This is a genomic window from Halomonas sp. DP1Y21-3 (genome assembly GCF_019801245.1).
Taxonomy (GTDB): Bacteria; Pseudomonadota; Gammaproteobacteria; order Pseudomonadales; family Halomonadaceae; genus Halomonas; species Halomonas litopenaei.
The window spans coordinates 273866-299190 of sequence record NZ_JAHVJM010000003.1; the positions used below are offsets into that span (position 1 = coordinate 273866).

Genomic DNA, 25325 nt, shown 5'->3' on the forward strand with positions numbered 1-25325 from the left:
CCTTAAAGCGACTCGATTACCGGCTTTGAAGCTGACACGCGCTTCAGCACATTGCTCAACGGGCGCGTGGTGATATCACACTCGATACGCATTTCATCACCATCTTCAAGGGCAATATCATCACCGAAGCTCAGTACCGCGGCGCCAAAAAAGTGAACATGCAACTGGTTCGGCTGACAAAATGTTGCATACTTGAAGTGGTGGTATTCAAGGTTACTCACCGAATGACACATGTGCTTTTCACCGCTCATGAAGGGGCGATGCCAAAGCTGTTCGCCACCCCGATGCAATGACACATTTCCCTTGATCTCCTCGGGGAGTTCGCCAACGAAGATCTCGGGACCGATGCTGCAATCGCGCAGTTTTGAATGCGCCAGATACAGGTAGTTCTGTTTTTCCGTCACATGATCGGAAAACTCGTTTGCCAGGGAGAAGCCGACTCTGAAGATGCGGCCTTGGTCATTGACGATGTAAATCCCGGCAAGCTCGGCTTCCTCCCCACCATCCAGGGCGAAGTCCGGCATCGTGATCTCGGCAAAAGGGGCGCGTAGCGTATGACCCGTGCCCTTGTAGAACCATTCAGGCTGCGCACCGACCTCGCCTGCTGCGGGCTTCCCTCCGGCGACACCCAGGTCAAACATGCGCTGAGTATCGGTGGGCTGTGCCGTCTTCGCCTCGACGTTCTCGCCTTCATGCATCTGGCTACGCGGAGCCGCGCTGCCAAGATGGGTCAGACCGGTCCCGGTCAACAGCAGGTTGGCAGGCTCGGGGTGGGTGATCGGTGCGCGAAGACGGCCCTCGCTGATGGCCTTGTCGTAGGACAGGGTGGCATCCGTGCGAAATTCGGACAGCACAGCGTCCAGCTTACGCTCCTGGTTCGCCGCATGAAGCGCAATGGTGTAGAGAGGCTGTGCCAGCAGTTCAAGCTCATCGCCGTTGACGATAGCCGCAACGACCTCGTTACTATCGTTTACCACTTGTACAATATGCATGAATATCTACCTTGTTAATTAATAAACGCAAGGGACAAGCCAGGAATATAAGTAATAACCAGCAGCGCAAGCAGCAGCACCAGGAAGAAGGGAAGCGAGGACCTCAGGAATTGCAAGGTATTCAGCCTGGCGATATTACAGCTCACGAACATCAGCACCCCGAGAGGCGGAGTGATCTGCCCGATCAAGAGATTGAAGAGCATGATGACGCCGAAATGGACGAGACTGATATCCAGAGCGTTCAGCAGCGGAATCAAGATCGGAACGAGGACGATGATCACGGCGATGGTTTCCATGAACATGCCGATAACCAGCAACGCAAGGTTAAGCAGCAACAGCACCATCAACGGATCGTCCGTCAGCCCTGTAATCCATGTAACCACCTCCTGCGGCGCTTGCAGAATGCTCAGCGACCAGGCCAAGGGGGCCGAGGCAGCGATAATAATCAGGATGGAAGCAGCTTCACGAGATGTTGAGACAAGCAGCCCGCCCATATCCTTCCAGCTTAATGTCTTGTAGACAAACTTTCCGACGAAGAAGGAATACGCGACAGCGACAGCGGCAACTTCGGTAACCGTAAAGATCCCCATCCGAAAGCCGACGATGATCAGCACGGGCATCAGTAGCGCCCATACCGACTTCTTAAAGTAGCTGGCCACGCGAGAACGTTGGAAGCCTTCATCCTTCGGGTATTGCTTGACGACGCTGATACCGGTGATAAGAAGGGTCAGCAGCAGGGCGATCAGAAGGCCTGGCAAGATGCCCGCAATGAAAAGATCGCCGATGGAGATATTGGCCTGCCAGCCGTACACCACCATCAGGATCGAAGGCGGAATGATCGGCGACAGCGTGGCAGAAGAGGCGGTCAGCGCAACCGAGAACCCCCGATCGTAGCCGTTTCGCTCCATCTGCGGGACCATGACCCGCGTGGTGGCTGCACAGTCGGCAAGAGAAGACCCGGAAATGCCCGCCATCAAGACGCTGGAGAGAACGTTGACGTGGGCGAGCCCGCCTCTCAAGTGGCCTACCAGCGACCGTGTAAAGTCAAAAAGCCGTTCGCTGATGCCACTCTTGTTCATGATGCCGCCGGCGAGCATGAACAGCGGTATTGCCAACAGTGGAAAGGATTCGACCCCGGAAGAAACCCGCTGAGCCAGAACATTCAGCGGAATATCCAGAGAAATAATGGATACGACAGAGGCGCCGAGCATCGCCAGGGCGATCGGCATACCAAGGAGGATCAGGGAAAAAAGTATAGCGAGTATAATAATCAGCATTTCACACCTATACATTTTCCATGTCGGTTTCGAATGCATTGAAAGAGCATTCGACCACAGCGTTCACCATTAAATGAAAAACACTGAACACAAAGAATATCGGCATCGCATAGGCGAACCAGGCAAGCGAGATCCCCAGAATAGGAGAGGTACTGCTGGCAACCGTCTGACAGTACTCGTATCCGAGGAACGCCATGGCGCCAAGAATCACGATAGAAAGGACGAGCATCAGGGTATGTACCACACTTCTTATGCTTCTCGGCATCGCAGCTACCACTGAATCTACGGTGATATGCTGCTTTTCAGCAAAAGCCACACTGGTTCCGACAAATGTCAGCCAGACAATCAATAGTTTCGACACACTTTCGCTCCAGACAAAGGGAGCACCAAGAATGTATCGAAATGCCACCCCCAGTGTGAGAAGCAGTGCCATCACACCGAGGATCACGCCGATGGACACCTTCTCGGTCGCAAGCAGACCGCTGTTCACTTTTACGAGAAAACTAGTCATGTATCACCATTGACCAATCGCCGCCTTGCCCAGCGCGTCAACTCGGCGAGGCAAGGCGGGAGGTAGCAGTAGTTAGTTGCGATAGTTTTCAATCGCGGTCATGACGCGACGATAGTCTTCTTCACCCCAGCGATCGACCAGGTTTTCCCTGGCTTGCACTGCGGCTTCCTCGAAGGAGGCACGGTCGATATCTTCGATGACGTTGATGTTGCCACCCGCACGAAGCTCTTCGAGCATGGAACCTTCACGCTCGGTCTGCAGCTCGTAGTTCTCCTGGGCAAGCTCTTGAACGACCTCTTGGAGAATTTCCTGATGGCTTTCCGACAGTGACTCGAACTTCTGCGAGTTCATCAGGACAACCTGGCTCTGCAGCATATGCCTGCTCATGACCAGTTGATCCTGAACTTCATAGAACTTGCGGGAATAGATGGTGGGAATCGGATTCTCCTGTCCATCGACAGTCCCCTGCTGGAGCGCCAGGTAGACCTCGCTGAACGGAATCGGGGTGGGTGAGGCGTCGAAGGCTTTTACCATTTCTACCCACGCCGGCGACTCGGGCACGCGCACCTTGAGGCCCTTCATATCCTCGACGCTATGCACCTCATCACCGTTGAAGGTGAGGTTGCGCCAGCCCCAGTACCAGGTCTTTGCCAGAGGTACCAGGTTATGCTGCTCCTTCAGCTCGTCAAAGATCGGCTGATAGGCCTCCCCCTCGAGGATATGTCTTGCTTCATCCCAGCTCTGGAAGATGAAAGGCGCGTTTGAAATCTCCATGGCGGGGAGAAGCGTACTGGCACCGGAGTACCCTGGCACGACAATGTCGATGGAGCCGTTCTTGGACTGCTGGAGCAGCTGTACCTCGGAACCTAGCTGCTCACTCGGGAAGACCTGAATCTTGAGCTCGCCATCGGTCCTTTCTTCTACCCGTTCGCCCAGCTCACCCAGCAATTCATAGCTAGCTTCACCAGGATTGAAAGTGTGGCCAAGTCGCAGCGTGGTCGCTGCGTGAGCGGTACCAGCGGCAAACACCATGGCGCCTGTTGAAAGCGTAAAGGTTGCAGCGGTCAATAATGCTTTTGCTTGTTTCATCGAGTCACCTGTTGTCGCTGTTTTTTATCGGCCCTGGTGAGGGCGACCGGGCAGCATGCGGGGCCAAAGCTAAAGCAAATGATCATTGCGCGCAATGACCATTTTGTGAGACTATAGTCTAATCGCCACGATTGCCAAAGCTGATAGGCTTTCCGCCAGTTTGTGATTTCTCTTCCAGAGGCCGTCCATGCAGCTAATTAACAACACGCCTGCTGTCATTCGTTTGCATCCCCAGGACAATGTCGGGGTCGCCACTCGTGCCCTGCCGAAAGGTATGCCGATTGACGACGATTCGAACCTGTCCTTGCAGAATATTGACGCGGGCCACAAGGTTGCCTTGAAGGCAATCGCTGCTGGCGACAGCATCACCAAATATGGCCAGGTCATCGGCAACGCCAGCAGTGACATTGCTCAGGGCGAGCATGTGCATACGCACAACGTTTCGATGCTCGAGCGGACCACTTCTCTGGAAGGATTTTCGCCGGCAGCGATGACCAACGCCGACGAGAGCGAGCGGCATTTCAATGGTTATCTACGCTCGGACGGCCAGACGGGAACAAGAAACTATATTGGCATCCTCTCCACGGTGAACTGCTCAGCAACGGTCGCAAAAATGGCCGCAGAACAGCTCAATGCATCCGGAGAGGTCGAAGCCCTGGGCTATGACGGAGTCGTTCCGGTAACCCATGGCTCCGGCTGTGCCATGAATACCGAAACAGAAGGCTTCGCCTTTCTGGAGCGCGTCATCGCAGGCTATGCAAGACACCCGAACTTCGCCTTCGTATTGATCATTGGTCTCGGCTGCGAGACCAATCAGGTCAAGCAATTGGTGGAAAAATCGGGATTGACCGATACATCTCGTCTCTACTACTTCAATATCCAGGATGTTGGCGGCACCAGGGCAAGTATCGAACTGGCGCGCGAGAAGATCCTCGATATGGCCCGTAGCCATCCAAGAGCCGAGCGCCAACCCAGCCCTCTCAGCAACCTTACCGTAGCGCTTCAGTGCGGCGGTTCAGACGGCTACTCGGGCATCACCGCGAACCCAGCCCTCGGCCACGCTGCGGACCTCATCGTCAAGCATGGTGGGAGCGTGATCCTCAGCGAAACTCCCGAAATCTATGGCGCCGAGCATCTTCTCCTGGATCGAGCCATCAGCAAGGACGTGGCAAGCAAGCTCCTGGATCGCATCGCCTGGTGGAAGCACTACACAGAGATCAATGGCGCCGAGCTGAATAACAACCCGTCTCCGGGAAACAAGGCCGGAGGTCTGTCGACGATCCTGGAAAAATCGCTGGGTGCCGTCGCCAAGGGCGGATCGACTAGTCTCAACGACGTACTTGAGTATGCCCAGCCACGCACGCAGCCGGGATTCAATTTCATGGACAGCCCGGGCTACGACCCGGTATCGGTGACAGGGCAGATCGCATCCGGTTCCAATATGGTGTGCTTCACGACGGGGCGGGGTTCGGTATCAGGCTACAAGCCGGCACCGTCCATCAAACTCGCGACAAATACCGCCATGTATGAACGCATGTCCGAAGACATGGATATCAACTGTGGCGTTATCGCTGACGGCATGGCGAGTGTCGAAGAGGTCGGCGAGATGATCTTCGAGCGGATCATCGCGGTCGCATCGGGCGAATCCAGCGCTAGCGAAACCCTGGGGTATGGCAACAATGAGTTCGTCCCGTGGATGGTCGGCGCCGTGACCTAGGTCGCCGCCTTGACTGCAGCGGCCATGGGTCACGGACACCAGCGCAACGAAAGCTTGCCGCGAGCGCCCCCTGCGCGTGACGGCGGTACGCAGCAGGCAGGGGATGCACGTCCAGCCGATGCAGTCCTTTACGCTAGCCGGCCAGGGTATTGCGGGCCCCGGGGGGGCCAAGGCCAAATGGGTCGAGGACAGTCTGTCCGACGACGAAAAGACCGCCCCTGCGAGGCCCGATGCCAGGCCATCAGTCTTACAGCGCTCGGCTTCAGGCCCTTTGGCGCTAGCGGTAGGCAAGCCGACGAACAATGATCTGAGCCAAGCGAATACGGTTTCTTGAAGGGTAGACCCCTCCATTGACACTATCGCCATCTCATCATGGCAAGCTTCAAGCGCAAGGCCGGAAAACCACCACAACAAAAGCTAAAAAGAATTGTTGCGACACGGTATTGGAGAGTCGAGATGGGTACGCTAAAGGATCAGCTCTACCACATATTAACCGAGAGCATGGAAAGCGGTAGCCTCGAAACGGGGCTTGTTCTGCTGGAAAGCAATATTTCCGAGCTTTTCAAGATTAGTCGGTCCCCTGTGCGTCAGACGCTGGAACGGCTTCACAACGAAGGAAAGATCAGCCGCTTTGATGGCAGAGGCTACCTGGTGGGGAGTCAGCCTTCGGACGTTATCAGACGCCAACTCACCGAGAAGGACTTCGCACAATCCAGCGGAAAGATGGCGGTCCGCCGGACCGACTCCTGGCGAAAGTTTGCCGAAGAAATCGAACGCGATATCGTTCTCTGCTCCATGCTAGGTCGTATGGAGCTAAACGAACTAAAACTGGCAAAGTTTCTCGATGTTAGCCGAACCACGACTCAAAAGATTCTACTTCACCTTCAGTCCCTGGGTGTTGTTGAAAACAACAAGTACAGTAGCTGGACAGTGGTACCACTGGATGATGACAGACTGCATCAGCTATACGAGGCTCGACAACAGCTTGAGCCCTTCATGATCGCCCAAGCCACCGAAAAACTGCCCAGTGCCGATATCAAACGCTACATTGACCGGCTCGATAGCGCAGAAAACCAATACCCGAACATCCGGGGAGAGCTTCTCGACGAGCTGGAAAACGACCTGCATCAACATGCCATGATAGCGGGGGGTAACGATGAAATCGTTACCATGCTTCAACGTACCCGCCCCATCCTCTTGATCAGCAAGCACCTTCTCGGGAGCAAGATCGACTTTCCTCAGAGCGATCCCTTCTTTGACGAGCATCGCGAAGTTTTCAGTTTGATGCTTTCGCGGAAGCCGACTCAGGCTCGCCATTCCCTGTTCAAGCATCTCACGGCGTCAGAGTCCAAGGTACAGCATCGTTTGGAGCAGTTTCGCGATAACCCGGAAGTCGATATCCCGGAATATCTTCGCAGCCCCGGCGGATAGAGAAGTCATTGCTGTAGGGGCTTGGCCGACGACGAATTATCTTTGACAAGCAGCGTCTACCAATGCCAGGTGCCCTGCCCCAACCGGCGCCTGGCTCTCGCCCACCTGTAGGGGACCTCCTTGTAGGCTTGCTACCGCCATGCTCCTCCAACCAGGTTCGCCATGCATCGGGTCGTTTTCTATTCCGGATTTGCATCAACAAAGCCAATTTCTAGACGGCGATGACTCTTGTCTACCCTCCCTTATAGCCGTCATCTTTCTGGCGATCTGAGCCGCTGGTGGCCAACAATAGTCCACCATTGTGTCTGTCGGTCAGGGTAGAGCAATAGTCCCCACCGCCAACCGGCACCTCTCACAACCATCTGTTATTGAATGATTTTATAGTCTTTTCTGCCTCTCTGCGGCCTCGCCACGGGTATCTTTTGCTTGGCCGACCCGAGCACTTATCGCTTTTTCTTCCGCGTGAATCCGTGGCTCACAAAAGAGCCATTTTTCGGCCGGGAACTAAACTAAAGTCTAAAAAACGTTCATTGTACGCAATGAACACAGCGTGCTAGATTCGTTACTCCCTACAATCCATAATTAGACGATCCAGGCATGCCAATGAAAGCCATAATCAACACAAAAACCGTCAAGACCGTCACCGCAACGCTGTTGCTCGCAGCCTCCAGTTCTGCCTTTGCTGCCTATCCGGAAAAGCCCATCACCATCATCGTCCCCTGGGCGGCCGGTGGAGGCACAGACGCCACCGCGCGGACCATTGCCACCGCACTCGAAGAAGAGCTTGGCCAGACGGTCAACGTCGTCAACCGCACAGGCGGCAGCGGCGTCGTCGGTCATAGCGCCATGGCCACGGCTCGCCCCGATGGCTACACGCTGGGCCTGGTGACTGGCGAGCTCAACATGATGCACTGGCAGGGGCTGACCAACCTGACCTACGAAGACTACACCCCGATCGGGCAGATCAACTTCGACTACCCGGGGATTCAGGTCCGCGCAGATGCTCCCTATGAGTCTCTGGAAGACCTGGTAGCAGCCATCCGGGAAGAACCCAAGGGAACCTTCCAGGCATCCGGTACCGGTCTGGGGGGCGTCTGGCACCTGGCCTTCGCCGGTTTCCTGATGGATCAGGGTATGGAAGCTGACCGCGTCACCTGGATTCCCAGTCAGGGCGCCGCACCGGCCATGACCGAACTTGCCGCTGGCGGCCTGGAGATCGTTCCGAGCTCTGTTCCTGAAGCACGTTCGATGATCGAAGCGGGACGTGCCAAGAGCCTGGGCGTGATGGGACCGGAGCGCATCGAGAGCTTCCCTGACGTTCCGACTATCCAGGAGGCGATCGGCAGCGACTATCTTGTCGGCGAATGGCGCGGCATTGCTGGGCCAAAGGGAATGGATCCCGAGGTCGTCGCTACGCTGGAGACCGCACTGGAAGCAGCTTACAACAGCGATACCTATCAGGACTTCATGTCCCAGCAGGGGTTCGGCACCGAGTGGCGTAACGCGGAAGAGTTCGGCCAGCTGATGGTTGAGATGGACGCGGTCTACGGTGAGATCATCGAGAACGTCGGTCTGGGCAAGTAAGGATTGCTAGATGAGAGATTTCATCTTGGGGCTAGCCTTCATGCTGTCGGGCTGCATCGTCATCTATGTAGCCCAACAGTACCCGACGATGTCTAGCCTGCAATTTGGGCCATCTCTGTTTCCCTCCCTCATTGGGGGAGGGTTTCTTATAGGTGGTTTGTTCCTATCGGTAAAGCAGGTCCCCATTTTAAAGACCCAGTATGCCAGTAACACTCCGGGCAATAACCGGCCGCTTCCTATCCGGTCGCTCCTGGCGTCACTTCTTCCCTGCGTGATGATTATCTTCTATATCCTCACCAGTGAATTCCTAGGCGCAGCGGTTAGCCTCGCCATTGGTATTTTCGTTCTTATGCTTTCCCGGAAGGCTTCGCTTCTTCTATCCCTGGCCGTATCCATACTCGCATCACTAACCATATATTTTATTTTCTCCACCTACCTAATGATTCCCCTTCCCGAAGGGTTGATGAGATTCTGGGGATAAGTCATGGATACCATTCTTCTAGGGTTACAGCTAGTCTTCAATGTCGAGACCTTGCTCGTCATTCTAGCCGCTTCCGTCTTTGGTGTTTTCGTTGGTGCCGTACCAGGTCTTACAGCTACCATGGCGGTGGCCTTGCTGGTACCGATAACCTTTTACATGGATCCGGTTCCGGCTATCGCGGCGATCGTGACCACATCTGCCATGGCGATATTCTCCGGCGACATTCCTGCGACCTATCTGAATATTCCTGGAACACCATCCTCCGCTGCCTATGTAGGTGACTCCCACCTTCTGGCGCGGTCCGGACGGGCACGGGAAACCCTTGGCGTCAACCTGGTTTGCTCGGTATTTGGTGGAATCTTCGGCACCATTATTCTTGTCTTCGTTTCTCCGTCACTGGCGGAGGTCGCTCTTCAGTTCAGTTCATTTGAGTATTTCTGGCTGGCCTTGCTGGGTTTGAGCTGCTCGATCTTTATCGCTATCGGCTCCAGGGTAAAGGCCTTCCTGTCATTGATGATCGGCCTTCTCTTGTCCACTGTCGGGCTGGACATGATGAGTGGTGCTCCTCGTTTTACCTTCGGCATCCCGGACCTCATGGCCGGGATCAACTTCATACCGGTCATGATCGGCATGTTCGCGCTCAACGAGTTGATGCTCTTCTATGGTTCACGTGGCGACGGTAGAGCAATGCCGTCGCTTTCCAAGGATAGCGTCTTCAGCCAAGTTCCAGGACACCTGAAGGCCTACTGGCCCAACATGTTTCGCGGAGGATCGATCGGTACCCTGATCGGGGCGCTCCCTGGCGCCGGTGCCGACATAGCCGCCTGGATTTCCTACGCCGTGGGCAAAGGTCGCTCAAAGCAAAAGGAGGCATACGGGACGGGCCATATTGAAGGCATTGTCGATGCCAGCTCCGCCAACAACTCTGGCATCAGCGGCGCCTGGGTGCCGGCTTTGGTGTTCGGCATCCCGGGAGACTCCATCACGGCCATCGTCATCGGGGTGCTGTACATGAAGGGCATGAACCCCGGCCCCACCATCTTCATGGATGGCAGTGGGTTGATCTATGCGCTTTTTGTCGTCTTTTTCCTGGCTAACCTGGTGATGCTGCCCATTGGATATGCCGCAATACGGTCGGCAAAAGTATTTATCCTGACGCCAAGGAAGGTACTTATGCCGATTATCCTTTGCTTCTGCATCGTTGGCGCATTTTCGATCAACAATTCGATTACCGATGTCTGGATCATGCTTATTATCGGCGCGGTGGCATCGATCCTGGCGAGGTGCGATTTCCCGATGGCGCCCGCCATCCTGGGGCTGGTGTTGGGCACTACCCTGGAAAACAACTTCATGAGCTCCATGCTCAAGAGCAATGGCGACCTGCTGGCCTTCTTTTCACGCCCGATCAGCGCAGGGCTAGGCGCCCTCGTCATTCTGCTGTGGCTCTCGCCGTTGCTGACCATGGCCTACAAGAAGTTCAAGCACGCCAACTCCAACAAGGCACAGGAATTATCATGAGACGCTATACGACTCCGTGGTTGGAAGATGTCCTGGTGACACTTTTCAGAGAAGCCGGCGCATCCGAAGAAGTCAGTCGGACGACCAGCAGCATCCTCATCGAGGGAGACCTGCTGGGGCACCATACCCATGGGGTAAAACTGGCCAACGGCTACCTCAAGGACTTGAAGTCCGGCCATGCACGTGGTGATGCGTCGCTGCTCGAATCCCGCCAGATCAGCCCTGTGGCGGCGGCCTACGACGGACACTATATCCTCGGCCCTTACCTGGTCCAGAAGGCGCTTGAGCAAAGTGCTGATGCGGCCAGGACGTCGGGGATCGGTATCGTCAGCATCAAGCGATCCCACCACATTGCCTGCCTGGCCTCCTATCTGAAGCCCTTCGTCGATCAGGGGCTGATGCCGATCATCATGACGTCTGACCCGGCGGTAAAGTCGGTGGCGCCATACGGGGGGCTCGACCCAGTCTACACACCCAACCCGATCGCCATGGGAATCCCGAGCCGAATCCAGCCGATCATGCTGGACGTCAGCATGTCCACCGTCACCAACGGCAGCGTGGCCAAGGCCAGGGCCGAGGGCTCAAGGCTCGATCATCCGGTCATTCTCAGCAACCAGGGAGTCGTCAGCGATAACCCCGCTGACTACTTTACGGACCCTCAGGGCAGCATTCTCCCGCTTGGTGGGCGCGAGTTTGGCCACAAGGGCTTTGCCATGGGATTGATGGTCGAGGCACTGACCTCGGCCCTTGGTGGCTTCGGACGCAAGGACGATCCAAGTGGGTGGGGGGCCTCGGTGACCGTCATGGTGATCGATCCAGCACTATTTGCAGGGAGCAGCGACTTCCTCGACGAAACCGACCACCTGGTCGAAGCCTGTCTGCAAGCCAAGCCCGTTGACCCCGAACGTCCTGTGCGACTGCCAGGCCAATCGGGGCTCAGGCGTCGCACCGAGTTTCTCGATCAGGGCATCCCGCTTCCCGGCGAAGTGGTCGCAGAGCTTCGCAGCGCCATCGAGGATTCGTCATTGAAAGGAACCCTGGACGTTTGAGCCATCAAGGCTCGCTACCAGGCTGCGCCAGGTGCGAATGGATCATGGCGTTGTCCCTCGCCCCGGTATCGCAAATAGCCCGGCTCACATGAGCCGGGCTATGCACGAGAGGCTATTGGCGTCCTGCGGGGGAAGGCTGGACAACCACGCCCAGCCAGCATGTAAGCGCTCACTAGCACGAATTTACACGCCGGTATTGCAGAGCTCAGGCGCTCGTCGTACGCGCCCTAGGCGCTGTCCGAAAAGTCGACGAGCGAAGGTTAGACAAGGCAAAAATCGGTGAGAAAGCGCAGTTTACGGGGTGTAAATGAGTATTTTGACCGGGCTGGCGTACCAGACGATTTTTAACGCCGTATTACCGAGCGCAGGCACTTTTCAGACAAGCCCTAGAAGGCGAGCATGCCCCCAAGCCCGGCTACCCAAAGGCCGATACCGAAGCTTGCGTGCGCCGTCAGGCTGCGAAGCCTGGCGATGTTAGGCCGAGGCGTCCTGCGGGCGGCGATGCCTGCGCCCAACCCCGGTTGCAGTACCAGAAAAGGGGCGAGCACCGTCACCACACCGAACACCAGCGCGGACACGAACGCCGGTCGTTGCTGCCAATCCGATCCGACAAGCACCAGAAACACCAGGGCGAACACCACGCCCGTCAGATAGTGAAACGTCCACCCCAGCGCCGCCTCTGCGCGTAACGGCGCGCTTCCCGAGATGGGGCGATGGACGACAGTGCCTCCCGCCAGGTGACCCAACCAGCGCCCCACCAGGGCGTAGTCCAGGGAGGGAATGCCGAGTACCCGGCGCTGCGCCAGCGCGACGACATCCATGAAGGCGGTCGCCCCCACGCCAAGCCAAAGGGCATCAACCAGAAGTTCTGCCACTGCACTACTCCTCCAACAGAGAGAGCCCGCTGTCGAGCCGATCGAAGAGAAACGCGTCCTGAGGGGCAAGAGACGGCAAGGTCGCGCGCTCTCTTGCAGATTCAGGCAAAGCCGAAGTAGCTTACGACCTCAAGTCAACTTGAGGTCAAGCGCCATGCTCGACATCTCCGAGGTCTCCCGGCAAAGCGGCGTCGCCGCGTCGAAACTGCGCTATTACGAAGAGATCGGACTGATCCGCTCGATCGGACGTAGTGGGCTGCGGCGGGTCTTCGCGCCGGACGTGCTGTCACGCCTGTCGCTGATCGCCCTGGGACAGGCGGCCGGGTTCTCGCTGGCCGAGATAGGCGACATGCTTGGCCCGGAAGGCAACCCCGACATCGACCGCGAAAGACTGGGTGCCAAGGCGGACGCCCTGGACCGGCGCATCAAGCAATTGAGCGCGATCCGCGATGGCCTGCGCCATGCCATGACCTGCACCGCACCCCGCCACCTGGAATGCCCCACCTTTCAGCGCCTAATGCGCATTGCGCTTGCCAGGCAGTCAGCGCGAGGGCCTGGACGACAAGGGGCGAATGGAGCGAAAGAGGCGAGAACCCAGCATGGACAAACAAGACTGAAACGAGATGGCTGAACGGATCTCTGCCACTAGCGCAAAAAAGGCCCGGCTCCTCGAAACAGGAGCCGGGCCTTTTTCAACACGCGGATCAGGACGCCGGATCGGGTCAGCCGGGACGACGCTGGCCGCCTAAAGTAAGCACTTACATATCCCCGAAGCGTGATTGAAGAAGCGTCAGCGCCACCACCGGGGCGGTTTCGGTACGCAGGACCCGTGGTCCCAGGGTCAGCGCCGCAAACCCTTGTGCCGTCGCCGCCTCGACCTCGCGCGGGGACAGACCACCCTCGGGGCCGATCAGCACGCAGGCGCTGGCGACATGCTCGGCGCGCTCGAGCACGCCTGGCGTACCCGGGTGGAGCACCAGCCTGAGCGCCTCGTCACGCTGGCCCAGCCACTCGCTCAGCGCCTGCGGGGCCCTGACCTCGGGCACCGTGGCGCGGCCGCACTGCTCGCAGGCGCTCACCGCCACCGCCTGCCAGTGGGCCAGCTTCTTTGCCTCACGCTCGCCCTTGAGGCGCACATCGCCGTGCTCGGTGTACAGCGGAGTGATCGCGGCGACGCCGAGCTCCACCGCCTTTTGGATGGCGTAGTCCATGCGATCACCCTTGGAGATCGCCTGCCCGAGATGGACGGACAAGGGCGATTCGCCGTTTCCATCGCGCACTTCGAGTATGTGAACGCTTACTTTCTTGCGATCGGACTCGGAGATGTCGGCACGGGCTTCGCGACCCTGACCGTCGAACAGCACCAGGGGATCACCGGGCTTGAGCCGCAGCACGCGCCCCACATGTCGCGCGGCTCCTTCAGGCAGAACGACGTCGCCGCCGGCGACAAGCGCGGCGGCGACGTGGATGCGGGGGCCCTGGAAGGCGGCGTCGCTCATCAGTGGGCGGTCGGCGCCTGCTCGCCCTGGGCAGTGCCCTGAGCATCGCTCTGCTCGGCCTCGCGGCGCTTCTTCTGGGCGTAGAGCGCCTCGAAGTTGACCGGTGCCAGCATCAGCGGCGGGAAGCCACCACGATTGACCAGGCTGTCGACACACTCGCGGGCGTACGGGAACAGCACGTTGGGGCAGAAGGCACCCAGGGTGTGGTCGAGCTGGTCACCTTCGATGCCGGTGATGCGGAACAGGCCGGCCTGTTCGATCTCGGCCAGGAAGCAGGTGGTGCCGCTCTCGCTGTGGGTGACCTGGGCGGTGACCTTAATCACCACCTCGAAAAGGCCGTCGGCGACCTTGGTGCTGCGGGTGTCCAGGTCGAGGCCGACCTTGGGCTTGAACGGCTGACCGAAGACGCCAGGTGAGTTCGGCGCCTCGAAGGAGATGTCCTTGACGTAGATGCGCTGCAGCGAGAACTGCACCTGCGGCTTTTCCTGATCCTGCTGACCGGCGGCCTGGGCGCCAGCGTTCTGGTTGTTTTCGTCTGCCATGAGAAAGATCCTTGAATCGGGTAATCAGAAATCGTGCGGACGGTCACTTCTTGACGATGGGCAGGTTATCGGTCTGCCACTGGGTCATGCCACCCTTGAGCTTGAACACGCGCTCGAAGCCAGCCTTCTTGAGCTTGGCCGCCACGGCACCTGAGCTCTGGCCGTGCTTGCACACCACCACGATGGGCGAGGCCTTGACCTTGTCGAGCTCGTTGATACGGGAATCGAGGCTGCTCTGGGGAATGTTGCGAGCGCCAGCGATGTGTCCCGCCTTGAAGTCGTTCTTGTCGCGAACGTCCAGAATTACCGCGTCTTCGCGGTTGACCATCTGGGTCGCTTCGCTGGTGGTAACGCCACCGGCGTTGGCGTTGCGCAGCTCATACAGCAGCCAGGCCGTCAGCACGGCCAGGAAGGCAGCCACCAGCAACGGGTGATTCTGCACAAATTCGAACAGCTGATCGATCATGGGGTCGGCTAACTCTCGTCGGATGCAAAAATGGTGGTGGCCTGGGTGGCGAAATCGGCGTCCATGGCCTTTGTTACAAGATCTATGTCACAAGACCGGTGCCTCAAGGCCGGTGTTGCGAGTCCAGTCTACAGACCGGACGACGCGAGACGCAGGTACGTTGCCCGCGCTCGATCACCGCTACCCGCCGCAGGGCGGTCAGTATACACGACTCGGGGGCGATGCCGCCTGCCTCCGGACACTGCCTCGTCGGGTCAATGACGACCGCTGCCAGCGTGCGATATGATGCCGCAAGGAGGATCGTGTCGCGAGCCTGAAACCGCAAGCCACGAGACTCACGAAGACGCGCCGATCTTATTGTCGGACGCGCTTCCCGAATCGCCAGGCACCAGCGTTTACCCACGACACCCCAGGACATCCGGCGACGACGCCAGGCGTCGAGCGCCAACAAAAGGATGCCGGGCGAGGTCATCTTGAGCTAGAGGCAATTCCTCATGACGGATACTGCGACCGCACCGCGCCCGGTGGCGCTGATCATCCTCGACGGCTATGGACACAATGAAGACGCCGCGTCCAACGCCGTCGCCGCCGCCGACACCCCCAACATGGACCGCCTGTGGCAGCAACGCCCGCACACCCTGATCCACACCGATGGCCGCCACGTGGGCCTGCCGGACGGTCAGATGGGCAACTCCGAGGTCGGTCACATGAACCTCGGCGCCGGGCGCATCGTCTACCAGGACTTCACCCGCATCACCAAGGCCATCGAAGACGGCGAGATCGACGACAATGCCGTGCTGACCGCGCCCATCGACGCGGCGGTGAAGGCGGACAAGGCGGTCCACCTGCTCGGCCTGCTGTCCCCCGGTGGCGTCCACAGCCACGAGGATCACCTGCTGGCGGTGGCCGAGATGGCCGCGCGGCGTGGCGCCAAGCGCATCTACCTGCACGGTTTCCTCGACGGCCGCGACACCGCGCCCAAGAGCGCCAGAGCCTCCATCGAGCGCGCCAACGCCAAGCTTGCCGAGCTGGTGGGTCAGGACAACGGCTTCGTCGCCTCGATCATCGGCCGCTACTTCGCCATGGACCGCGACAACCGCTGGGACCGCGTCGAGAAGGCCTATCGCCTGATCACCGAGGGCCATGGCGAGCACCAGGCCGAGAGCGCCGAAGTCGGCCTCGACGCCGCCTATGAGCGTGGCGAGACCGACGAATTCGTCGCCGCCACCAGCGTGCGCCCGAACGGCAAGCCGGTCGCTGCCGAAGACGGCGATGCCGTGCTGTTCCTGAATTTCCGCGCCGACCGCGCCCGCGAGCTGACCCGTGCCTTCGTGCTCGAGGACTTCGACGGCTTCAACCGTCAAGTACAGCCGACGCTGGCCGCCGACGGCCTGGTCATGCTGACCCAGTATGCCGCGGATATTCCCGCGCCCTCGGCCTTCCCGCCTGCCGACCTGAACAACACCCTGGGCGAGGTCATGGAGAAGCGCGGCAAGACCCAGCTGCGCATCGCCGAGACCGAGAAGTACGCCCACGTCACCTTCTTCTTCTCCGGCGGCCGCGAGAAGGAATTCGAGGGCGAGGAGCGCGAGCTGATTCCTTCACCCCAGGACGTCAAGACCTACGACGAGAAGCCCGAGATGAGCGCCTTCGAGCTCACCGACACCCTGGTCGACGCCATCGACGGCGGCAGCTTCGACCTGATCATCTGCAACTACGCCAACGGCGACATGGTCGGCCATACCGGTGACTTCAACGCCGCCAAGGCGGCCATCGAGGCGGTAGACAAGTGCGTGGGTCGGGTGGTCGAAGCGATCGAGCGCGCCGGCGGTGCCTGCCTGATCACCGCAGATCACGGCAACGCCGAGCAGATGGTGCACCCCGAGACCGGCAACCCCCAGACTGCGCATACCACCTTCCCGGTGCCACTGGTGTACGTGGGCAGCCGCGAGGCCCGGCTAAAGGACGGCGGTCGCCTGTGCGACCTGGCGCCGACCCTGCTGACCATGATGGGCGAGTCGGTGCCGGAGGAGATGACCGGCGAGGTACTGATCGAGCTGTCGTGAGACCTCTGCGCACCGCAGCCCCAGTCGCGCCATCGAGGCGCCAGCCCGGCAGCTGCCCACCACCACGTACGACGCCGCCCCGCCCGGGGCGGCGTTGTGGGTTTGTCCGCGCGGCTGTCGCCCTGGGCGCAGCGGTCCTGTGGCTGGGAGGCCTGCCGCTCACTCCTGTGACACAGGCCGGCCTGCCGCTCGCTCAGGCCAGTCCCAGCGAGCAGCAGGCCAGGCAAAGGCTCGACGCCATCGGCGAGCGTATTCAAGAGGCCAGTCAGCGCCTGGCCAGCACCGATAGTGCCCGCGACCAGGCCAGCGAAGCCCTGCGCGAGGTGGAAACGGCGCTGGCCGAGACCCACCAGCGCCTGGATACGCTGCAGGCCGAACGCCGCCGGCTCGACCAGGAGATGGCCGAGCTTGCGCATCGTCGAGAACTGATGGAAGCCGAACGCCAGGAGCAGCGGGCAGCCCTGGGTCGTCAACTCGATGCGCTCTATCGCATGGGCCTGACACCACAGTTGAAGCTGCTGCTGAATCAGGACGACCCAGCACGACTGGACCGCCTGCAGGCCTATCTCAACCATCTTGCCGACGCCCGCAACGAGCGCCTCGACCTGCTCGCTGAACTGGACCAGCGTCTGGATGACAACCGCCGCGAGCTCGAACACCGCAGCGAGGAGCTGGCTTCCCTGGAGGCCGATGTGGCGTCCCGTAGCCAGGCCCTGGCCAGGCAGAGCCGCGAGCGTCAGGCGCTGGTGGCACAGCTCGACCAACGCTACGACACCGAGGCCTCGAAGCTGGCCTCGCTGGACCAGGACCGGGCCCACGCCGAGCGGGTGCTGCGCGAGGTGCAGGAAACCATGGCACGGCTCGAGCGCCCGCCGCCGTCCACCGCCATCGAGCGCACCCGAGGCGACCTGCCGTGGCCGGTGCAGGGCATGATGCTGTCGCGCTTTCGCGAATCCCGCGGCGTCCACCGCAACGGCATCCTGATTCAGGCGCCATCCGGGACTTCGGTCGAAGCGGTTCACCCCGGCCGGGTGGTGTTCGCCGACTGGATGCGCGGCTTCGGCAATCTGCTGATCGTCGACCACGGCGACCAGGTGATGACCCTCTACGCCCACCTGCAACGCTTCGAGACGGAGGTCGGCAGCCGTGTGGAGCGTGGCCAGACACTGGGCCGCGTCGGCGTCAGCGGAGGCCGCGACGCTCCGGGGCTGTATTTCGAGGTACGCCGTGGCGGTGACCCCATCGATCCTGGTGGCTGGATCGCGCGGCGCTGAGCACACGCCATTTTCAACCATCCGGCCTAAGGCTATGCTTGAACCTTGCCCCTACGTCGAGCGGAGACCGCATGACCGAACCCCGAGCCGCCCACCGTCCCTCGCGCCTCAAGACACTGACCGGGACTTGCCTTGCGTGGTGCCTCGCCGCGTCCCTGGCCTGGCCTTCGCTGGCCAGCGCCCAGGCGACCGACGATGATCTGCCGATCAGCGAGATCCAGGCCTTCTCCGAGGTGTTCGAGCGGATCAAGCGCGGCTACGTGGAAGAGGTCGATGATGCGACCCTGCTCAAGAACGCCATGCGCGGCATGCTCTCGGAGCTGGACCCCCACTCCAGTTACCTCGACGCTGACGCCTATCGCAACCTGCGGGAGACCACCGAAGGCGAGTTTGGCGGGATCGGCATCGAGGTCGGGCTCGACGACGGCCAGCTGACGGTGATCTCGCCGATCGACGACACCCCGGCCGAGCGCGCGGGACTTCAGGCTCAGGACGCCATCCTGCGCATCGACGAGACCCCCACCGATCGGCTATCCCTGCAGGAAGCGGTGGACATGATGCGTGGCGAGCCAGGCACCGAGATTCGCCTGACCGTGGTCGGCGCCGGCGATGGTGCTCCACGCGAGGTCACCCTGGCTCGGGAAATCATCCGCACCGACAGCGTGAGGAGCGACATCCTCGAGCCCGGCTACGGCTATCTGCGCATCAGTCAGTTTCAGGCCCGCACCGGCGAGCAGGTCGAGGATGCCCTGACCGAACTGCGCGACCAGGGGGCTCTGTCAGGCATCGTGCTGGACCTGCGCAACAACCCCGGCGGCGTACTGCAGTCGGCGGTGGACGTGGCCGACGCCTTCCTCGACCGTGGCCTGATCGTCTACACCGAGGGGCGCCTGTCCGATAGCGACATGCGCTTTTCGGCGACCCAACGCACCGCGGCGCCGGACGTGCCGCTGGTGGTGCTGATCAACGGCGGCAGCGCCTCCGCCGCCGAGATCGTCGCAGGCGCCCTGCAGGACCAGCGCCGTGGCGTGGTGATGGGTACCGAAAGCTTCGGCAAGGGCTCGGTGCAGCAGATCATGCCGCTGGGCAATGGTGAAGGGCTCAAGCTGACCACCGCGCTCTACTACACCCCTAACGGTCGCTCGATCCAGGCCCAGGGCATCGAGCCCGACGTCGAGGTCGTGCGCGGCCGGCTCGAGGTCGCCGATACCAGCAACCTGCGCATTCGCGAGTCTGACCTGGAAGGACATCTTGGCGATGGTGGAGATCGCGCCGGCAGCAGCCGCAGCGATCGGCTAGACGGCGACTACCAGCTGGGCGAGGCACTGAATCTGCTGAAGGCGCTGAACGTGATCAGTCAGCGCGACACGCGCTAGGCCGGGCGACAAGGCCCTGGCCCGCGCTCGGCCTGCCCCCTAGCGACAGCTAAGCGGCAGGCGTCCGCGTGAGCCGGTGGCCTGCTGCATGATCAGGCGCTTGATCGGAGACAACCGGTCGACGCCGGAAAGCCCCAGGTTGCGCGCCAGCGTCAGGCCCGGGTGGCGGCTGCCGAATAGACGCCGAAAGCCTTCCATCAGCACCAGCATCATGGCGTTATCACCACGCCGACGTCGCTCATAGCGTGCCAGCAGGCTCAAGCCACCAGGTGCCACACCGCGACGGCGCCCGTTCAGCAACTCTTCGGCCAGTACCGCCGCATCGAGAAAGCCCAGATTCACCCCCTGGCCGGCCAGGGGGTGAATGCTGTGAGCGGCGTCGCCGATCAGCGCAAGCCCCGGCAGGTGGTAGCGCTCGGCGTGGCGCTGGCTGAGCGGGAAACTCCTGGCCTCATCCAGCACCTCCACCGCCCCCAGGCGATGATCCAGCGCCTCGGCCATGGCCTGGCCCAGCGCCGCCGGCGAGAGTGCCGCAAGACGTTCGGCTTCCTGCGGGGTGGTGGACCAGACGATCGAGCAGTAGTGGCTGTCTCCCGCCACCGTCAGCGGCAGGAAGGCCAGGGGACCGGTTGCCAGAAAGGCCTGACGGGCTACACCGCCGTGACGCCGCTCGGTCTTCACCGTGGTCACCAGCGCGCACTGCCCGGTGTCCTGTTCACGTACCGCTATCCCGGCCAGCTCGCGCAGCGGTGAACGTGCACCGTCGGCACCGACCACCAGCGGGGCTGCCAGCACGCTGCCATCATCCAGGGTCACCCGCCGACGAACGGCGCCGTCGTCCAGCGCCACCACCTTGCGACCATGCAGGCGCTGCACCTGCGGCAGCCTCGACAGTTCGGCTTCCAGCGCCGCCAGAATCACATCATTTTCGACGATATGGCCAAGCACCGGCACCCCGGCCTGATCGGCGCGGAAGCCGACCTCGCCGGAGCCATCGGCGTCCCACACCTGCATGGCGGTGTAGGGCGTGGCGCGCCAGGCGTCGATGCGCGGCCAGGCACCGAGGCCTTCCAGCAACCGTCGAGACACCGGGGTCAGGGCGCTGACGCGGGGGGCCGGCACACTGCCCGGCAGGTCATCCGAGTCCAGCGGGCCCGGACGCGGGTCCACCATGGCGACCGTCCAGCCTTCCCGTGCCAGCAGCACGGCCAGTACGGCACCTACCATGCCGATACCGGCGATCACCACATCGACTCCCGTCGGCGCTGCCTTGGCGGCTGAACCCTCTGCCTGCTCCTTCATCGGCGTCTCGCTCTCCCAGTCTTCCTGACAATCACTGACTCGCTTGCACCACGTGCCTTTGCGGATTCGCCCTCAGGGGTCCTTTGCGGATTCGCCCTCAGGGTCGCGGCAACGCAGCGCACCCAGTGTACCGCCAAGGGCAATCCTATGCTCGACCGCCAGGCTTTCAGGGGCAGTGCCTGAAGGCTGCCTGACGCCATGGGAAGGCCCTGTGAGCCAGATGACACCAACGGGCCAGGGTTGCCCCTACCCAGTTATCGTTCGCTGCCCATGGCCCGCCTGGCGAGGCCCCGCCTCAGCGGCCCTGCGAGGTTCAGGCCAATCAGTCCCGCGGCACGGGCGTGGGACAGCAGTGGCTGGTCGATGCCGAACAGCCGAATCAGGCCGTCGCTGAAGCGCACCACATTGCGCTGGTCCGCTTCGCGGCGTCGCTCGAAGGAGGCCAGGGTCGCCGCGCTGCCAGGCGCCTGGCCGGCCTCGAGCCCTTGCTCGATGGCCTCGACCAGGTCGATCACCCCTCGCAGCGCGAGGTTGAAGCCCTGGCCCGCCACCGGGTGCAGGGCGTGGGCGGCGTTGCCCAGCACCGCCAGTCCCGGCCGAGTCGTCTCCCGCGCGGTGACCAGCGACAGCGGGTAAACGTGACGCTGGCCGACCTTGACGAAGGCGCCGGCTCGATCGCCAAAGGCGGCCTGCAGCTCTTCGAGAAAGGCGCGGTCCGACAATGCCAGTCGGCGCTGTTCGCTGCCCTTTTCATGGGTCCACACCAGCTCCATGGCCTGTCCCGGCAGCGGCAGCAGCGCCATCGGGCCTTGCCGTGTGAAGCGCTCGTAGGCAACGCCCTGGTGGGGGCGCCCGACCGCGACATTGGCGATCATTGCCACCTGATCGTAGGGGGCCGCGTCGCTCTCGATCCCCAGCGCCTCCTTGAGGCCAGAGCGACCGCCGTCGGCCAGCACGGTCAGGCCGGCCTCCAGCACGCTGCCGCTGGACAACCACAGACGATGGCCTGCGGCCACGGGTTCGATACGCTCCACCCGAGCCGGACAGTGCCAGTCGAGCGGCAGCTCGGCCAGGCGGCGATGCAGCACCCGCCCCATCCAGGCGTTGGGTACCACGTAGCCGAGCGCCTCGACGCCCATTTCGTCGGCACGCAGGCGCGTCGCACCAAGGCGCCCCTTCTCACTGACATGGATCAGCGAGATCGCGCTGGCCTTCGCGGCCATGGCCGACCACACCCCGAGGCGCGAAAAGTGCGCGGCGGACCCCGCCGCAATGGCGCTGGCGCGGGCGTCGAAGCTTGGCTGCCAGGCGTCGTCTTCTCCCGCCGAAGGCGCCGCTTCCTGCGGCGACGGTGCGAGCGGTGCCATCGGTGCGGCCTCGACCACCGCGACCTTGAGGCCGGAGTGTTCGATCAATTCCGCCAGGGCCGCCCCCAGGCTCGCCCCCACCAGCCCCCCGCCGATGATCGCCACGTCGACCCGCTCGACCGCATGGCCACCTTCCTGGCAAGACGCCTGAGGGGCGTTCGCTGAAAGGCGGCTTGCCGTTGGTTCCACAGTGCTCTCGGGGGTGTCTTGCGGCATTACTGTATTCCTGTAATAACTTTACGTAATCAAACATTTATTAGCGTGCTAGTTGGCTATAAAACCACCAACTACCCTGGCGAAACAGCATCCTGATTTACACCTCAACCACCAACATCCCTCCCTTGCAGGACCTGTGACACGACACTCTTCTGGAAAATTGGCGCACCCATGTGCGCGGTAATCCGACGATCATCCGGTCCACGACTACCCGGTCGTCGACCAGCGGCGGCGCCCCGGGCGGCGGCGAGAAGCGTCCACCACACCAGAGGCACGCACCGATGAGAAAGGTGTGATCGCCGAGAAAGGCATGATCGCCAAGGACAGGTAAGCGGCTGATTCGCCAGCGACCCGAGCCCAGAAGCGCGCTGCCGGATCGATCACACCATCCAGCATAGCAGGCTCTGGCGACGGGAAAAGGAGGGAAAAATCCCGAACTTTGCAGGCATCGTTCGGGACTTTGGCAAGCGTCAGTGGGTGGTGGGAGGCGTCTCGTCGACCTGCTCGACCTGCGGGGTGCCAGGGTGCTGTTCGGTATAGAGCAGCATCGCCGCCATGCGGGCGTGTTCGGTCAGGGCAAAGAGGTCGTTTTCATTCTCGGCGCTGTCGTCGATATCGGTCTCGATGGCGGCCAAACCCGCGAGATCCTCGATGGCCTCCCTGAGCGGCTCGGACCACTTCTTTCTGGGCGCGTCGCCTGCATCCTCCACCACTTCGAGAAAGCCGAGGGTCCACTCCTTGAGGCCCTGGGCACGCTCGGCCAGCGAGAACATCTCGTCAGGCAGCAGCGGTTCGAAGTTCAGCTCAGTGCTGGCCAGAGCGTCCAGGGTCTGGCGGCGCCAGCCGAGCAGGCGTTCGGCGCTGGGCTCGTCTCTGGGCTGGTCGACCCCGAGGGTCAGGCAGACCTCCTCGAGCCAGGCCTCGGCGGTGAGGTCGTGCAGGCCGAGTGCCGCGCACAGGCGCCCGTCGAGAAAGGCCGGCGACTGCATGCTGCCATGCAGCAAAAAGGTGTCGGCGATGGTGGAGAAGTCCTGGCGTTCGTTGATCAAAGACATGATGATATCCGCTGAAGAAGAGGTTCAGGGTGGCAATACCGCGGCGCCCCCGGGGTGACCAGAAGCCGCTTGCCCATGGCATCGGCAAGCGCCGTCGGTGATCCCGTCTTGAGGTGTCGCGTTGACCCCCCGCTGAAGGCTCTCTTATAGTGACTCGCAATCGATCCCCGATGGTAACGCATCCTGCCCGTTCGGCGCTGCGTTAGCCAAGGCCCGCCCCGGAGCCAGGCCCATGAATGACACCAAGCGGCATACCACCGACATTACGCTGCTAGAACGCCCCTACACCATCGCCTGTGCCCCCGAGGAGCAGGAGGGACTGGAGCGTGCTGCCCGCTATCTGGACCAGGCCATGCAGGGGATCCACGCCCAGGGCAAGGTGGTGGATCGGGAGAAGATCGCCATCATGGCTGCACTCAACCTGGCCCACGAACTGCTGGGCCTGCGCGACGAGAAGCGTGCAGGCGAAGCCAGCCTGAGCGAGCTGAACACCCGCCTGGAACAGGCGCTCGCCAAGGCGCCGAGTCGCGATTCCGACGTCTGATCAAGGCTGATCAGAGCTTTCGGTACCTGAGCCCGCATCACGTCCCGCACCGCCCCGGTGGTCCGCGCCCCGCCTCATCTGCGAGAGCCGTGCCAGCATCTCATCCCCTTGCTGGTGTCTCGCGACCAGCGCGCCTGGTCGACACTGCCTCCTAAAGCACTCGAAGGCATCTTCACTTTGGCGCCAGGCCCCGGTCTGGTAGCATGGAGGAGTTCCCTGGGGTGTGCGCCAGTCGTTACAGTCCCTCGAGCCTATGCGCAGTACCCAGGGGGCCAAATGCTAGCCGGGCCCGTGTGCAAGTCCGTGCGACGGAAAGCCTGACGGCTCGGCTGCGGCCACCCACCTTGAACCTATGGGTTCAAGGGCCAGAACGACAGCGGCACTCTGGGGAACCTCGAATGAACGATCTGCGCTCTTCCATTGACGCACAGATGACGCTCGGACACTTGTCACGTACCGAGCTGCGACGCGAACTACGCCGCCGCCGCCGGGCCCTGAGCCCGCGCCAGCAGCAGGCCGCCAGCCAGTCACTATTGGCTCGCCTGCGTCGCCTTCCTGAACTGCTGAGTGCCCGTCGCGTGGCGCTCTACCTGCCCAATGACGGGGAGATCGATCCTCGCCCCCTGCTCGACTGGCTACGCCAGCGGCGCGCCCAGGCCTATCTTCCGGTGCTGCGCCCCCTGAGCGACAATCGCCTGTGGTTCGTCCGCTACGACGAGCACACCCCCATGGTCGCCAATCGCTTCGGCATCAGCGAACCCTGCAGCCGTCACGGCGCCCATCCGTCGCGTCGTCTGCCGCCCTGGGCGCTGGACGCCATCCTTCTACCGCTGGTGGGCTTCGACGACGCCGGCCAGCGCCTGGGCATGGGTGGAGGCTTCTACGATCGCACCCTGGCCTTCGCCCATCCCGACAGCGGGCAGGGCGGCCCCAGGCCACGCCTGATCGGCCTGGCCCATGACGTCCAGCGCGTCGAACGCCTGCCGGTGGCCTCCTGGGACGTGCCGCTGAACGCCATCGTCAGTGATCGCAGAGTGATCCGCCCTGCCTGAAACGCCTCCGGCCGCCCCTGAGGGCGGCCGGAGTTGGATCTA

General features: G+C 61.5%; 23 protein-coding genes and 1 other RNA gene. 13 read left to right on the forward strand and 11 right to left on the reverse strand.

The genetic code is table 11. The features are described 5' to 3' along the window. Positions 1–2: 2 nt before the first annotated feature. From araD1 to KUV74_RS09970, 4 genes are all read right to left on the reverse strand, one after another. The gene (gene araD1, locus KUV74_RS09955; protein WP_108131919.1) at positions 3–992 is read right to left on the reverse strand and encodes an AraD1 family protein; all 990 of its coding nucleotides are present in this window, start codon (positions 990–992) and stop codon (positions 3–5) included. Positions 993–1006: 14 nt separating this feature from the next. After that, the gene (locus KUV74_RS09960; protein WP_052704569.1) at positions 1007–2269 is read right to left on the reverse strand and encodes a TRAP transporter large permease; all 1263 of its coding nucleotides are present in this window, start codon (positions 2267–2269) and stop codon (positions 1007–1009) included. 7 nt (positions 2270–2276) lie between these two features. Next, on the reverse strand, positions 2277–2780 hold the full coding sequence (locus tag KUV74_RS09965) for a TRAP transporter small permease (protein WP_222516243.1): 504 nt from the start codon (positions 2778–2780) through the stop codon (positions 2277–2279). Positions 2781–2852: 72 nt separating this feature from the next. Beyond that, entirely contained in the window at positions 2853–3869 is a 1017-nt protein-coding gene (locus KUV74_RS09970; protein ID WP_083970693.1) for a TRAP transporter substrate-binding protein, read from the reverse strand. A 187-nt stretch (positions 3870–4056) separates the two neighbouring features. Between KUV74_RS09970 and KUV74_RS09975 the strand changes: the two genes are divergently transcribed. The 6 genes from KUV74_RS09975 (at position 4057) to KUV74_RS10000 (ending at position 11649) form a co-directional block, all read left to right on the forward strand. After that, the gene (locus KUV74_RS09975; RefSeq protein WP_045995212.1) at positions 4057–5586 is read left to right on the forward strand and encodes a UxaA family hydrolase; all 1530 of its coding nucleotides are present in this window, start codon (positions 4057–4059) and stop codon (positions 5584–5586) included. 372 nt (positions 5587–5958) lie between these two features. Beyond that, the gene (locus KUV74_RS09980; protein WP_231498553.1) at positions 5959–7017 is read left to right on the forward strand and encodes a GntR family transcriptional regulator; all 1059 of its coding nucleotides are present in this window, start codon (positions 5959–5961) and stop codon (positions 7015–7017) included. A 603-nt stretch (positions 7018–7620) separates the two neighbouring features. Next, positions 7621–8601 carry a tripartite tricarboxylate transporter substrate binding protein gene (locus KUV74_RS09985; protein WP_045995210.1) on the forward strand — a complete coding sequence of 327 codons (981 nt, stop codon included), beginning with the start codon at positions 7621–7623 and terminating at the stop codon, positions 8599–8601. Between the two features lie 10 nt (positions 8602–8611). Continuing rightward, positions 8612–9082 (forward strand): tripartite tricarboxylate transporter TctB family protein, encoded by a 471-nt coding sequence (locus KUV74_RS09990; protein ID WP_222516244.1) that lies wholly within the window; start codon positions 8612–8614, stop codon positions 9080–9082. 3 nt (positions 9083–9085) lie between these two features. Further along, positions 9086–10600, forward strand: a complete 1515-nt coding sequence (locus KUV74_RS09995; protein ID WP_045995208.1) for a tripartite tricarboxylate transporter permease — start codon at positions 9086–9088, stop codon at positions 10598–10600. Next, positions 10597–11649 carry an Ldh family oxidoreductase gene (locus KUV74_RS10000; protein WP_222516245.1) on the forward strand — a complete coding sequence of 351 codons (1053 nt, stop codon included), beginning with the start codon at positions 10597–10599 and terminating at the stop codon, positions 11647–11649. Before KUV74_RS09995 ends, KUV74_RS10000 begins: the two co-directional genes overlap by 4 nt. Positions 11650–12035: 386 nt before the next feature. On the opposite strand, the gene KUV74_RS10005 is transcribed toward KUV74_RS10000, so the two are convergent. Then, entirely contained in the window at positions 12036–12524 is a 489-nt protein-coding gene (locus KUV74_RS10005) for a DUF2938 domain-containing protein (RefSeq protein WP_315900763.1), read from the reverse strand. A 154-nt stretch (positions 12525–12678) separates the two neighbouring features. Here KUV74_RS10005 and KUV74_RS10010 point away from each other — a divergent pair, with 154 nt between their 5' ends. Then, on the forward strand, positions 12679–13155 hold the full coding sequence (locus KUV74_RS10010; protein WP_222516246.1) for a helix-turn-helix domain-containing protein: 477 nt from the start codon (positions 12679–12681) through the stop codon (positions 13153–13155). A gap of 127 nt (positions 13156–13282) precedes the next feature. Here KUV74_RS10010 and KUV74_RS10015 read toward each other — a convergent pair whose 3' ends face one another. The 3 genes from KUV74_RS10015 to KUV74_RS10025 are packed head-to-tail and all read right to left on the reverse strand — an operon-like array spanning position 13283 to position 15031. After that, the gene (locus KUV74_RS10015; protein WP_222516247.1) at positions 13283–14023 is read right to left on the reverse strand and encodes a 16S rRNA (uracil(1498)-N(3))-methyltransferase; all 741 of its coding nucleotides are present in this window, start codon (positions 14021–14023) and stop codon (positions 13283–13285) included. Next, positions 14023–14565: a protein-export chaperone SecB gene (secB, locus tag KUV74_RS10020; RefSeq protein WP_222516248.1), complete on the reverse strand. Its 543-nt coding sequence runs from the start codon at positions 14563–14565 to the stop codon at positions 14023–14025. The genes KUV74_RS10015 and secB overlap by 1 nt, the downstream gene beginning before the upstream one ends. A gap of 43 nt (positions 14566–14608) precedes the next feature. Further along, positions 14609–15031, reverse strand: coding sequence for a rhodanese-like domain-containing protein (locus tag KUV74_RS10025; RefSeq protein WP_045990988.1), 423 nt, complete (start codon positions 15029–15031; stop codon positions 14609–14611). A gap of 494 nt (positions 15032–15525) precedes the next feature. On the opposite strand from KUV74_RS10025, the gene gpmI reads away from it, so the two are divergent. The 3 genes from gpmI (at position 15526) to KUV74_RS10040 (ending at position 19747) form a co-directional block, all read left to right on the forward strand. Continuing rightward, positions 15526–17097: a 2,3-bisphosphoglycerate-independent phosphoglycerate mutase gene (gpmI, locus tag KUV74_RS10030; protein WP_222516249.1), complete on the forward strand. Its 1572-nt coding sequence runs from the start codon at positions 15526–15528 to the stop codon at positions 17095–17097. A gap of 167 nt (positions 17098–17264) precedes the next feature. Next, positions 17265–18371, forward strand: coding sequence for a murein hydrolase activator EnvC family protein (locus KUV74_RS10035; RefSeq protein WP_315900764.1), 1107 nt, complete (start codon positions 17265–17267; stop codon positions 18369–18371). A gap of 71 nt (positions 18372–18442) precedes the next feature. After that, positions 18443–19747 (forward strand): S41 family peptidase, encoded by a 1305-nt coding sequence (locus KUV74_RS10040; protein WP_222516251.1) that lies wholly within the window; start codon positions 18443–18445, stop codon positions 19745–19747. A 39-nt stretch (positions 19748–19786) separates the two neighbouring features. On the opposite strand, the gene KUV74_RS10045 is transcribed toward KUV74_RS10040, so the two are convergent. The 3 genes from KUV74_RS10045 to KUV74_RS10055 all read right to left on the reverse strand — a co-directional run bounded on the left by KUV74_RS10045 (position 19787) and on the right by KUV74_RS10055 (position 23687). Next, positions 19787–21049: a UbiH/UbiF/VisC/COQ6 family ubiquinone biosynthesis hydroxylase gene (locus KUV74_RS10045; RefSeq protein WP_222516252.1), complete on the reverse strand. Its 1263-nt coding sequence runs from the start codon at positions 21047–21049 to the stop codon at positions 19787–19789. 254 nt (positions 21050–21303) lie between these two features. Continuing rightward, positions 21304–22632 (reverse strand): 2-octaprenyl-6-methoxyphenyl hydroxylase, encoded by a 1329-nt coding sequence (gene ubiH, locus KUV74_RS10050; RefSeq protein ID WP_083970168.1) that lies wholly within the window; start codon positions 22630–22632, stop codon positions 21304–21306. Between the two features lie 470 nt (positions 22633–23102). Further along, positions 23103–23687 (reverse strand): UPF0149 family protein, encoded by a 585-nt coding sequence (locus tag KUV74_RS10055; protein ID WP_045990983.1) that lies wholly within the window; start codon positions 23685–23687, stop codon positions 23103–23105. A 232-nt stretch (positions 23688–23919) separates the two neighbouring features. Between KUV74_RS10055 and KUV74_RS10060 the strand changes: the two genes are divergently transcribed. The 3 genes from KUV74_RS10060 to KUV74_RS10070 all read left to right on the forward strand — a co-directional run bounded on the left by KUV74_RS10060 (position 23920) and on the right by KUV74_RS10070 (position 25283). Then, positions 23920–24231 carry a cell division protein ZapA gene (locus KUV74_RS10060; RefSeq protein ID WP_045990982.1) on the forward strand — a complete coding sequence of 104 codons (312 nt, stop codon included), beginning with the start codon at positions 23920–23922 and terminating at the stop codon, positions 24229–24231. A 210-nt stretch (positions 24232–24441) separates the two neighbouring features. After that, positions 24442–24626: non-coding RNA, 6S RNA (gene ssrS / locus KUV74_RS10065), on the forward strand. A gap of 36 nt (positions 24627–24662) precedes the next feature. Then, a complete protein-coding gene (locus tag KUV74_RS10070) occupies positions 24663–25283 on the forward strand; it encodes a 5-formyltetrahydrofolate cyclo-ligase (protein WP_260425354.1) in 621 nt (206 codons plus the stop codon). Positions 25284–25325: the final 42 nt, after the last annotated feature.